Genomic DNA, 11,204 nt, shown 5'->3' with positions numbered 1-11,204 from the left:
CAGTGGCCTCCGTTCCTTTCTGCGGGTCCTCGCCCTACCCCGCCCCCTCCGGGGTAAAACGGACTATCAAGACATCAAGCCATATAAATCGTTCGCTGCCTGTCTGCGCGCGGAGCACCGCGCCGACCTCGGAGGAGCGCCGGTGAGCCCGACACCTTCCGCACCCCAAGAGGGGGTCCGGACCCGCGAGGTTGCCCGGACCCCGCCCGGCGCGACGCGCGCCACACCCGCGGGGCGGACCCGCTGGCGCCGGCCGGCCGGGCCAGGGCTGGCGGCGCTGCTGTCCATGGCCGCGTACTGCCTGGCGCTGGCCGCGCACGGCAGCTACCCCTTCGGTCCGCGCTCCCGTGCCGTCAACGACCTGGGCAACCAGTTCGTGCCCTTCCACGCCCGGCTCTGGGACCTGCTGCACGGCACCGCCCACGGGGACCTGTTCGTCAACTGGGGCAGCGGGTACGGCGTCCCGTTCCTGGCCGACTTCGTCACGTACCTGATGAACCCGTTCTCGCTGCTGGTGGGGGTGTTCCCGCGGGCGCTGGTGGACCTGCCGGTGTTCTTGGTGACGCTGCTCAGCATCGGGCTGGGCGCGGCGCTGATGACCGTCCTGCTGGGGCGGCTGAGCCCCGGTCCCGGGTGGCTGCGGGCGCTGCTGGCGGTGGGGTACGGGCTGTGCGCCTGGGTGCTGAACGACGGGTACGCCGACCCGATGTGGATGTGGGGGCTGGTCTCGCTGCCGCTGCTGGGGATCGCCGCGGACTGGTGCCTGCGGCGGGTGCGGTGGGTGGCGGGCACGCTGCTGGTGGCGCTCGCCTGGGCCGGGAACTTCTACACCGCGGCGATGGCCACCCTGGCCACCGGGCTGGTGCTGGCGGTGCGGCTGCTGGTGGACGACGCCGGGGCCGCGGGGCCGGGGCGCGGGCGGCTGCGGGCCGCCGGCCGGGCGGTGGCCATGGCGGCGACCGGGATCGCGTTGGCCGCGCCGGTGCTGACGGTGACGCTGCGGGCCAGCCGGGCCGCGCAGCCGCCGCCCACCGCGACGTACCGGGGCGCGCCGCCGCTGCCGGACCTGTTCGCGCAGGTGCTGCCGGGCGGGCACGGGGCGGTGCCGGCGCCCAACGTCTTCGTCGGGGTGCCGGCGCTGCTGCTGGTGGCCGCCTTCCCCTGGGTGCGGGCGGTGCCGGTGCGGGTGCGGATCGCCTGGACGCTGCTCGCGGCGGGGATCGCCGGGTCGTTCGTCTGGCGGCCGACGATCCTGCTGTGGCACGGTCTGGCGCTGCCCAACGGGAGCCCCTACCGAGCCTCCTTCGTGCTCAGCGGGGTGCTGGTGATGATCGCCTGGCTGGCGTTGGCGCACCGTCCGCGGCCGCGGGAGCTGGCCGCTGGGGCCTCGCTGGTCGCGGTGCTGCTGTGGTGCTGCCGGGACCGGGGCGCGGTGGGCGGCCCCACCTGGCTGGTGGTGGTCGGCGGCGGGGCGGTGGTGCTGGCGGCGCTGACCGCCCCGGCCCGGTGGCGGGCGCGGCCCGCGGGCCGGGCGGCGCTCGCCGTGGCGCTGGCCGGTGCGACGGTGCTGACCGCGGCGTACACCGCGCTGTCGGTGGCGACCGTCCGGGACGGCATCGCGTGGTTCTCGCCGAAGCTGACCCTCACCGAGGGGGCGCTGGCCACCCGGCGGGGGCTGACCGCCCGCGACGACTGGCCGCGCTCGCGCGCGGACCCGGGCCCGCACGAGTTCGCCAACAACGATCCGCTGCTGCTCGGCGGCGAGGGCGGCGCGTACTACAGCAGCTACGTGCCGGCGGCGACCGCCCGGGCGCTGCACGGCCTGGGCGCCGGCTGGTACATCCGGGGCCGGCACACGCTCAGCTTCGAGGACCCGGTGGGGCGGGCCCTGATGGCGGTGCGCAGCGCGCAGGTGCCGCCGGTGCCCGGCGGGCCGCGCGGCCGGTACGTCGTGCGGCGCGACCGGGCGGCGCCGCTGGTGAGCGTGCGCCGCGGCCCGCTGCCGGGCCCGGGCGCCGGCCCGGACACCGTCTTCGCCCGTCAGGAGCGGGTGCTGGGCACCCCCGTCTACGAGGTGCCGCGGCTGGCGCCCGGCGCGGGACCGGGCCCGGCCCCCGAGCGGGCGCCCGGCGGCTGGGTGCTGCTGGGCCCGCGGCTGCCCACCACGCCCCCGGGGGCGGTGGCGCCCCAGGTCGGCGGCGCGGTCTTCACCGCCCGGTGCACGCCGGGCAGCGCGGTGCTCTGGTACGCGCCGTGGTTCGCGGGCGAGGTCACCGGGCCGGGAACCGTCACCCGGTCGGTGGGCCGCTGGGACGTCACCGCCGCCCCGCTGCGGCCGCTGGGCACCGTACCGGCCGACGGGGTGGTGCGGGTGCGGCTGGTCGGGGAGGGGCACCAGTACGTGCCGGAGCGGGCGGTGGGCTGCCTGCCCGCGGGCCGGCTGGACGCGGCCGTACGGGCCCTTCAGGGCCCGGTGGGGCTCACCGCGGGCGGTCACGACCTGACGGCGCGGCTGCGCCCGGGGCGCGCCGGGTCGGCGGTGCTCGCCCTGCCGGCGGTGCCCGGGTGGGGCTGTTCGGTGGACGGCGGGCCGGCTCGGGCGCCCGGGGCGTTCGGTGGGCTGCTGGCCGTGCCCCTGGGGCCGGGGGCGACCCGGTTGCACTGCGCGTACGCCCCGCCGGGGCTGACCGCGGGGCTGGTGGCGAGCGGGGCGGGGGGGCTCGCGGTGGGTGCGGTGGCCGGGGTCGCCGGGGTCCGACGGCGGCGGTCGCGGACCGCTCCCCCGACCTGCCCGGCCCACTCCGCCCCCCTTCTCAAATAGTGCGTTTCGTCCGGGTTTGTAAAACTGCCTTTCAGGGGGCGGCCGCCTCAGCCGCCCCCTGGCCCCCGGCGAAAAGGCCCGCCCATGAAGCTCTCCGTCGTCGTCCCCTGCTACAACGAAGAAGCCGTGATAGGTCGCTTCGACGACCAGCTGCGCACGGTGCTGGACGGCCTCGCGGTCGCGTACGAGCTGTGCTACGTGGACGACGGCAGCCTCGACGGGACCCTGCCCCGCCTGCGCGCCCTGGCCCAGCAGCACCCCGGCACCACCCGTTACCTCTCCTTCAGCCGCAACTTCGGCAAGGAGCCGGCGATGCTGGCCGGACTCAGGGCGGCCACCGGCGACGCGGTGATCCTCATGGACGCCGACCTCCAGCACCCGCCGGAGCTGGTCGAGAAGATGCTCGACCTCTACCAGCTCGGCCACGACCAGGTCATCGCCCGGCGCAGCCGCGACGGCGACCGGCGGCTGCGCACCGTCCTCAGCCGCGTGTACTACCGCGCCGTCAACACCTGGATCGACGTCGAACTGACCGACGGCGCCGGCGACTTCCGGTTGCTGTCCCGCAAGGCGGTGGACGCCCTGCTCGCGCTGCCCGAGTACAACCGCTTCTCCAAGGGGCTGTTCTCCTGGATCGGCTTCGACACCGTCAGCTTCGACTACCGCAACGCGGCCCGGGAGGCCGGCGAGACCAAGTGGCGCTTCGGCGCGCTCGTCAACTACGGCATCGACGGGATGATCTCGTTCAACTGCCGTCCGCTGCGCGCGGCTCTCTACGCCGGGTTGAGCCTGGCGGCGCTCGCCGCCCTCTACGCCCTGTGGGTCGTCGGCGCGGCGTTCGTCGGCGGGGTCACCGCGCCCGGCTACGTCACGCTGGTCGCCATCGTCGTGGGGCTGGGCGGTTTGCAGATGGTGATGCTCGGGCTGATCGGCGAGTACATCGGGCGGATCTACTACGAGACCAAGCGGCGACCGCACTACCTGGTCAAGGAGAGCGACGGCGCCGCCCCCGCCCCGGTGCGCGCGCCCGCCTCCTCCCCTACCGCCGCCGTCGGCCAGCGGCCCCGCTGATGCGCGGGCCGCTGGCGGCGCTCCCCTGGGGGCAGGTGGCCCGGTTCACGGTGGTCGGCGGCGTCAACACCGCGACGTTCTACGCCTGTTACCTGCCGCTGCACCGCCTGCTGCCGTACTTCGCCGCCTACACCGCGGGCTTCGTCCTCAGCCTCGTCGGCTCGTTCTTCCTCAACACCTACTTCACCTACCGCACCCGCCCCACCTGGAAGAAGTTCCTGCTCTTCCCGCTGACCCAGGTCACCAACTACGCGGTGCAGAGCGCCGGTCTGGTGGCGCTGGTGAGCTGGTGGGGGATGAACAGCGTGGCCGCACCGCTGGCCGCGGCACTGCTGGCGCTGCCGGTCACCTTCGTCGTCTCCCGGCGGATCCTGCGACCGCCGGCCCGCCGCCGCGGCGCCCCCGACCGGCCCGACCAGCCCGAGCAGACCGACCAGTCCGATCAGCCCGAGTCGCCGCCGGTGCGCTCAGGCCGGCCGGCCTGAGCCCGCCAGGCCGAGAACGGCGCGGTCCGCCCGGCCTTCGCCTGCCGGGCCGCGTACAGCCGGCCGTCGTTGCCGAGGGCCACCAGCACCGCCCGGCCGGCCGCGTCGGGCGCCACGCCGGCCGCCGCCGAGTGCGCCAACCGGCACCGCTGCCAGGGCTCGGGCGCGGCCTGCGCCATCGCCACCCGGACGTCGCCGGCGTCGTCCCGGGCGGCCAGCACCATCCGGTCGCCGCTGCCGGTCGGCGCCAGCGCCACCCGCCCGTAGCCGCCGGCGCGTTCGCACTGCGCGGCGACCCGCCAGCTGCCGATCGCCCGCTGCCGATCGGCGATCAGCACCCGCGCGCTCCGCGACTGCCGGTAGGCGATCCGCACCACGCCGCCGGCCAGCGGCGCGATGCTGACCGGCCCGCCCGGCTCCGGCAGCCCGGTGGCGGCACCCGGCCGGGGCGTTTGGCCGGGCTCCTTGGACACCCAGTGCTGCACCGTGCGGACGCTGGGCGCGACGAGGTGGATCAGCCCCTCGGCGTCCACGCAGGCGTCGATCCCGTCGACGATCTGCGGGGACGCCTGGAGGGTGCCGACGCCGGCCGGCCCCTCCAAGACGTCCCAGGGCGACCACTGCCCGCCGTGCGGCCCGCTGCAGTGGCCGATCGCGCCGTCCCAGGTCCGCACGAAGACGTGCACCGTGCCGTCCTGGGCGGCCACCGCGGCCGGGAAGCCGATCTCCAGCGACCGCACCGGGTCCCGCTCCGGGGAGCCCAGCGACTCCCATCCGCCGAAGGCGGGCACCCCGTCCCGGCCGGTGCCGGTCTGGCGCGCGGTGACCACCTCGCGGTGGTGGTCGACGTCGGGCCCGGGCAGCACGGTCCGCGACCCGAACAGCTGGAGCGTGCCGTCCGGGTGACGCACCGCGTGCAGCTGCCCCTGGAGCAGCTGCCCGCCGAGCCGGGCCGGTGCGCCGAACCGCCCGCTGCCCACGCCGGTCTCCGCCCAGCCGTACGCGGCGCCGCCCAGCACCGCGAACGCGGTCAGCCGGCCGTCCGCGGCCGGCCGCACCCAGGCGTTGGAGCCGGGCGCGCGCAGCCGGGTGCTGCGGGTCCAGTTGCGCGGGCTGCCGTTGAGGGCGGAACCGCCGACCTTGCGGTCGCCGCAGCCCGCCGGGTCGGCGCAGGGGCGGTGGTCGGCCCAGCCGTAGATGTCGAGGGTGCCGGCCTTGCGGCGGGCGGTGGACAGGTCGAGGTCGTTGGGGAGCACGCCGAGTTCGTAGCCGAGGTAGTTCTCCACGATGGTGGGGGCGGGGCGGCCGTGCCCCCAGTAGCGGGCCAGCGCCGCCTGGGTGAAGTGGGCGGAGGCGGTGTGGTCCTGGTGGTCCAGGTAGCGCAGGCCGGCCAGCCGGGGGTCGGGGGTGGCCAGCGGCCGTTTGCCGGAGTGCACCGCGTTGGGGTCCAGGGTGCGCACGACGGTGGGCCGGACCCAGTCCAGGACCGCCGTCAGGGTGTCGGTGACCTGGTCGCGGCGGTAGCGGAACTGGCGCTGGACGGGGCTGCCCTCGGGGCGCAGCGTGGGGATCGAGTCGGCCACCCCGAGCCAGAGGCCGCGCAGGCTGGTGGCGCGCGGCTGGTAGACGGCGCGGGCCTCGACCAGTTCCAGGAAGACCAGCTGGTGCTGGGGGGCGGCGCGCAGCGTCTGGACCTCCACCTGGAAGCCGCGGAGCAGGGTGCGGGCGTCGGCGTCCCAGGCACTCTCGCGGTCCCCGGTGGCCATCTGGGCGTGCGCGGCGAGCAGCCCGTTGACCCGGGCCCGGGCGAACGCCGGCCGGTTCGGGATGGCCCGGCGGTACAGCGCGCTGCCCCGGGGGGCGTTCCGGCCGTCGGACTCGCCGCCCGTCAGGCAGACCGTGACGGTGCGCGCGCCGCTGCGGATGGCCTGTTCCAGCCCCGGGTTCATGAAGAACAGGCCGTCGTCGGGGTGCGCGATGACGTGCAGGAACACCTGCTCGTCCGGTTCCTCGGCGGACTCCTGCTCGCGGGCCGGCGGGGCCGGGCGGGTGGCGTCGGGGGAGAACCAGGCCCACACGCCGGCCCCGGCCGTGGCCGCGAGGACGGCACCGCCGGTGGCCTGGAGCAGCCGGCGGCGCGACATCGACGGTCCTGGGGGTCCTGACCGGGGCACCTCCCCAGTATTTGCGGGCGCCGGCGATCGCGCGCGCCCGCGGGTCCGGCCCGGCCCGTTCCCCGCCCGCCCGGCCGGGCGCCCGCCGCCGGCGCCCGGCAACCCCGCCGGATGGCCGTTCGAGTGAAGGCCCGTCAGTCGGCCGCGGTACGGACTGCGTGGCGCGGCAGCGGAGTTGACGGGTTGACCGTCCCCCGGACGGGTGTACGGATAGCATCCCCCGGTAGGTCTCTACCGGGGGGTGGCTCCACATCAGCACGCACGACGACGTCTTCACGCCCCTGCGCCCCGACGATCCGCGGGACGTGGCCGGCTACCGGCTGTTGGCGCGGCTCGGCGAGGGCGGCATGGGCTCGGTGTACCTCACCCGCACCCGCGGCAACCAGCCCGCCGCGCTGAAGGTCATCCGCCGGGAGTTCGGCCAGGACCCGGACTTCCGCAGCCGCTTCGAGCAGGAGGTCCGGGCCGCCCGGCGGGTGCAGGGCTATCACGTCGTGTCGGTCCTCGACCACGACACCAGCGGCGAACTGCCCTGGCTGGCCACGGCGTTCGTGCCCGGACTGCCACTCGACGAGGCGCTGCGGGACGGCCCGCTGCCGCTGCCGGCACTCTTCCAGCTGATCGGGGCGGCGGCCGACGCACTGGGCTCGGTGCACGCCGCCGGGGTCGTCCACCGCGACCTCAAGCCGAGCAACGTCCTGCTCGGCCCGCAGGGCCCCTACGTCATCGACTTCGGGATCGCGCGGGCCGCCGACGCCACCCAGCTCACCCGCAGCGGCGGCTTCATCGGCACCCCGCAGTACATGTCCCCCGAGCACGCCGCCGGCGAGCGGGTCACGCCCGCCGCCGACGTGTTCTCGCTGGGCCTGATCGCGGCGGTCGCGGCCACCGGCCGGCACCCGTACGGGGACGGCGCGGCGATCACCGTCGCCGCCCGGATCGCCAACACCGCGCAGGTCGCCCCGGACCTCGACGGCTACCCGGACGCGCTGCGCCCGTTGCTCGTCCGCTGCCTGGCCGCCGACCCTCAACGGCGGCCGGCGCCGGCCGAGTTGACACAGCTGTGCCGGGCGGCTTCCGGGCGCGGGCCGCGGGACTTCGGCGACTGGCTGCCGGCGGCCCTGGCCACCGAGATCACCCGACGGGAGCGCGCCGCCCGGGAACTGCCGGAGCCGCCGCCGGCCGCCGCCCCGCCGCCGCCCGGCTACACCCCGACCCAGGGCCCGCCCGGCTACACCCCCACCCGAGGGACGGGCCCGCACGCCGCCCCGACCCAGGGCGCCACCGGCCCGGCGCCCGGCGGCCTGCATGCCATGCCCACCGTCGGCCCCGGCGCGCCCGCGCCCGGCCCGCGGCGCCGGCCCGCACTGTGGGTCACGCTCGGCGCGGTGGCGCTGGCCGCGGTGGTCGGGATCACCTGGTCGGTGGCGCGCGGCAGCGGCACCGCCGAGCGGGCCACGGGCGGGCCGGGCACCCCCACCGCCGCGCCCACGCACCACAAGGGCGGCTCCGGCGACCCGTCCCCCGGCCCGTCCGCCACGGTGGACGGGAACGCCGGCTACCGGGTGGTCTTCCAGGACCGCCCGTTCGCGCTGCGCGCGCCCTCCGCTGCCGGCTTCAACTACATCGACCTCGACGTCCCCAAGGCCGTGCCCGGCGCGCAGATCGACGAGTCCCCGTACGAGATCACCTACAACGGGGTGTCCGGCATCGGCCTGGAGTTCCACACGCCCATGGGGCGCAGCACCGGCCGGACCGCCCAGGCGTGCCTGGACGGCTCGCACTCCGACGTGCTGCCCGACCAGGTGCGCCGCGAGGAACTGGACAAGGGCCAGACGATCCACGTCGGCACCTTGCTGTGCACACAGACCACGGACGGCAACCTGGCGATGATCGAGATCACCGGCATGACCCCGAACCCCGAGAGCCGGATGCCGAACTTCGCGACGAAGGTGACGCTCTGGCAGAAGAGCTAGCGCAGCGCTGGCGAAGGCCCGGACGCGGGCGGCACGGACCCCGTTCGGCCCGCCGCGGCCCGCGCCGCGCCGGTGGGCCCGGCCCGACGGGTCGTCCGCCGCCGGGTCGCTAGTCCGCGCCCAGCGCCGCCGTCACCGATCCCGCCAGTGCGTCCAGGTAGCCCGCGGGCACCTCGTCGCGGACCACCAGCAGCCGCCAGTACAGCGGCCCGGTCAGCAGGTCGAGCGCCAGCTGGGGGTCCACGTCCGGCGGCAGCTCGCCGCGCTCCACCGCCCGGGCCACCACCGCCGCGGCCACGCCCTGCTGACTGTCGTGCAACGCGGTCTTCAGCGCCGCGGCCAGCTCCGGGCTGCGCGCCGCCTCGGCCAGCAGGTCCGGGATGATCTGCGAGGCCATCGGGTGCCGCAGCGCGCGGGCCGCGACCTCCAGCACCGTCCGGACGTCACCGCGCAGCGACCCGGTGTCCGGGGCCGGCAGCCCCGCCGCGGCGACCGCCGCGACCACGTCCAGGACCAGGTGCAGTTTGGAGCGCCAGCGCCGGTAGACGGCGGTCTTGCCGACCCCGGCGCGCCGGGCGATGCCCTCGATGGACATCCGCGCGAAGCCGACGGCAGCCAGCTCCTCGAAGACCGCCGCGCGGATCGCGGCGGTCTTGTCCTCCCGCAGCACGGCGGCGCCGGCCGGGGCCCGGCGCGTCCCCGCCGCCGGACCGCTCCCGCTCTCGGTGCCATCCCCATCTTTTGCCATGCCTTGATCCTAGCGTCACGACGCTACGGTTGCGTTTCGACGTGGACCCGCCCTACTGTCGACGTCGCGACGATACGGCCCCGTTCCGTCGTCGCAACGGACTCCGACGTCCTCCCCGTGACCGGACTCTGACGTCCCCCGTACGCAAGCGAAAGCGGCCTCCATGCCCCAGACCCTGGCTCCTCCGGCCCCCGCCCCCGACCCGACTCCCGTCCGGCCGTCCGGCAGCGCACCCGACCCGGAGCTGCGCGCGCTGGCCGAACGCCACGGGCTCACGGTGAGCGGCGCCCGCCCCTCGCTGGGCGAGTACACCCGCCAGCTGTGGCACCGGCGGCACTTCATCACCTCGTTCGCCACCGCCAAGCTCACCGCGATGTACACCACCGCCAAGCTCGGCCAGCTGTGGCAGGTGATCACCCCGCTGCTCAACGCCGGCGTCTACTACTTGATCTTCGGTGTGCTGATCGGCACCCGGAAGGGCGTCCCGGACTACATCCCGTACCTGGTGACCGGCGTCTTCGTCTTCACCTTCCTGCAGAACTCGGTGATGACCGGCACCCGGGCGATCTCCGGCAACCTCGGCCTGGTGCGCGCGCTGCACTTCCCCCGCGCCTGCCTGCCGATCTCGTTCTGCCTGGCCCAGCTCCAGCAGCTGCTGTACTCCATGGCCGTGCTGGTGGTCATCCTGTTGGCCTTCGGGCAGGTGCCGACCTGGTCCTGGCTGCTGGTCCTCCCGGCGCTGACGCTGCAGTTCGTCTTCAACACCGGCCTGGCGATGGTCATGGCCCGACTCGGCAGCAAGACGCCGGACCTGGCGCAGCTGATGCCCTTCATCATGCGGACCTGGATGTACGCGTCCGGCGTGATGTTCAGCATCAGCCTGATCACCCAGGGCAAGCACCTGCCGCCGGTCGTGCTGGTGCTGCTGAACGGCAACCCCGCCGCGGTCTACATCGACCTGATGCGCTTCGCCCTGATCGACAGCTTCACGGCGCACCAGCTGCCGCCGCACGTGTGGGCGTTCGCGGCCGGCTGGGCCGTGGTGGCCGGCGTCGCCGGTTACGTGTACTTCTGGAAGGCCGAGGAGCAGTACGGACGTGGCTGAGCACATGACGGAACACCACGACGACCGCCGCCCGGCGGTGGCGACCGAGCACCGCGCCCCCACCGTGATCGCGGACGACCTGCACATCGTCTACCGCGTCTACGGCACCGGCGCCGGCAAGGGCAGCGCCACCGCGGCGCTCAACCGCATCATGCGGCGCGGGCCCGCCACCAACGTCCGCGAGGTGCACGCCGTCAAGGGCGTCTCCTTCACCGCCCGCAAGGGCGAGTCGATCGGCCTGATCGGTTCGAACGGCTCCGGCAAGTCGACGCTCCTCCAGGCGATCGCCGGACTGCTGCCCGCCGAGCGCGGCAAGGTCTACACCCACGGCCAGCCCTCGCTGCTGGGCGTCAACGCGGCCCTGATGAACGACCTGACCGGCGAGAAGAACGTCCTCCTGGGCGGCCTGGCGATGGGCATGTCCCGCGAGCAGGTGCGCGACCGCTACGACGGCATCGTCGACTTCTCCGGCATCAACGAGAAGGGCGACTTCATCTCGCTGCCGATGCGCACCTACTCGTCCGGCATGGCGGCCCGACTGCGGTTCTCCATCGCGGCGGCCAAGGACCACGACGTGCTGCTGATCGACGAGGCGCTGGCCACCGGCGACCGCGCGTTCCAGAAGCGCTCCGAGGCCCGCATCCGCGAACTGCGCGAGGAAGCCGGCACCGTCTTCCTCGTCAGCCACAACAACAACTCCATCCGCGACACCTGCGACCGCGTCCTGTGGCTGGAGCGGGGCGTCCTGCGGATGGACGGCCCCACGGACGAAGTCCTTCAAGCCTACGAGGACTTCACCCAGGGCTGAGCACCCCCACCGCACC

At 75.2% G+C, this 11,204-nt stretch carries 8 protein-coding genes; 6 read left to right on the top strand and 2 right to left on the bottom strand.

Going from position 1 to position 11,204, the window contains the following annotated elements:
- Positions 1-142 precede the first annotated feature (142 nt).
- From ABD385_RS25555 to ABD385_RS25545, 3 genes are all read left to right on the top strand, one after another.
- Positions 143-2,821, top strand: a complete 2,679-nt coding sequence (locus ABD385_RS25555; protein WP_344580243.1) for a YfhO family protein — start codon at positions 143-145, stop codon at positions 2,819-2,821.
- Between the two features lie 84 nt (positions 2,822-2,905).
- Entirely contained in the window at positions 2,906-3,892 is a 987-nt protein-coding gene (locus ABD385_RS25550) for a glycosyltransferase family 2 protein (protein WP_344580240.1), read from the top strand.
- Complete coding sequence (locus ABD385_RS25545) at positions 3,892-4,377, top strand: GtrA family protein (RefSeq protein WP_344580238.1); 486 nt, start codon at positions 3,892-3,894, stop codon at positions 4,375-4,377. Before ABD385_RS25550 ends, ABD385_RS25545 begins: the two co-directional genes overlap by 1 nt.
- Here the strand turns inward: ABD385_RS25545 and ABD385_RS25540 are convergent.
- Positions 4,335-6,521 (bottom strand): PIG-L family deacetylase, encoded by a 2,187-nt coding sequence (locus ABD385_RS25540; RefSeq protein WP_344580236.1) that lies wholly within the window; start codon positions 6,519-6,521, stop codon positions 4,335-4,337. The two genes, ABD385_RS25545 and ABD385_RS25540, sit on opposite strands and share 43 nt — an antisense overlap.
- 335 nt (positions 6,522-6,856) lie before the next feature.
- Between ABD385_RS25540 and ABD385_RS25535 the strand changes: the two genes are divergently transcribed.
- A complete protein-coding gene (locus ABD385_RS25535) occupies positions 6,857-8,527 on the top strand; it encodes a serine/threonine-protein kinase (protein WP_344580234.1) in 1,671 nt (556 codons plus the stop codon).
- A 109-nt stretch (positions 8,528-8,636) separates the two neighbouring features.
- Here ABD385_RS25535 and ABD385_RS25530 read toward each other — a convergent pair whose 3' ends face one another.
- Positions 8,637-9,275: a TetR/AcrR family transcriptional regulator gene (locus ABD385_RS25530; RefSeq protein WP_344580232.1), complete on the bottom strand. Its 639-nt coding sequence runs from the start codon at positions 9,273-9,275 to the stop codon at positions 8,637-8,639.
- A 163-nt stretch (positions 9,276-9,438) separates the two neighbouring features.
- Here ABD385_RS25530 and ABD385_RS25525 point away from each other — a divergent pair, with 163 nt between their 5' ends.
- Together ABD385_RS25525 and ABD385_RS25520 are read left to right on the top strand one after the other, a co-directional pair.
- On the top strand, positions 9,439-10,380 hold the full coding sequence (locus ABD385_RS25525; RefSeq protein ID WP_344580230.1) for an ABC transporter permease: 942 nt from the start codon (positions 9,439-9,441) through the stop codon (positions 10,378-10,380).
- Between the two features lie 4 nt (positions 10,381-10,384).
- Positions 10,385-11,188, top strand: a complete 804-nt coding sequence (locus tag ABD385_RS25520; RefSeq protein WP_344580508.1) for an ABC transporter ATP-binding protein — start codon at positions 10,385-10,387, stop codon at positions 11,186-11,188.
- Positions 11,189-11,204 lie beyond the last annotated feature (16 nt).

Source organism: Streptomyces lunalinharesii (assembly GCF_039532155.1).
Classification (GTDB): domain Bacteria; phylum Actinomycetota; class Actinomycetes; order Streptomycetales; family Streptomycetaceae; genus Streptomyces; species Streptomyces lunalinharesii.
This window is presented reverse-complemented; position numbering and strand designations above follow the sequence as displayed.

What these genes read in the sequence shown, in the direction of transcription:
- ABD385_RS25550 (WP_344580240.1), top strand. Translation starts at nt 2,906, where the DNA reads ATGAAGCTCTCCGTCGTCGTCCCCTGCTACAACGAAGAAGCCGTGATA.
- ABD385_RS25545 (WP_344580238.1), top strand. Translation starts at nt 3,892, where the DNA reads ATGCGCGGGCCGCTGGCGGCGCTCCCCTGGGGGCAGGTGGCCCGGTTC.
- ABD385_RS25540 (WP_344580236.1), bottom strand. Translation starts at nt 6,521, where the DNA reads ATGTCGCGCCGCCGGCTGCTCCAGGCCACCGGCGGTGCCGTCCTCGCG.
- ABD385_RS25530 (WP_344580232.1), bottom strand. Translation starts at nt 9,275, where the DNA reads ATGGCAAAAGATGGGGATGGCACCGAGAGCGGGAGCGGTCCGGCGGCG.
- ABD385_RS25525 (WP_344580230.1), top strand. Translation starts at nt 9,439, where the DNA reads ATGCCCCAGACCCTGGCTCCTCCGGCCCCCGCCCCCGACCCGACTCCC.
- ABD385_RS25520 (WP_344580508.1), top strand. Translation starts at nt 10,385, where the DNA reads ATGACGGAACACCACGACGACCGCCGCCCGGCGGTGGCGACCGAGCAC.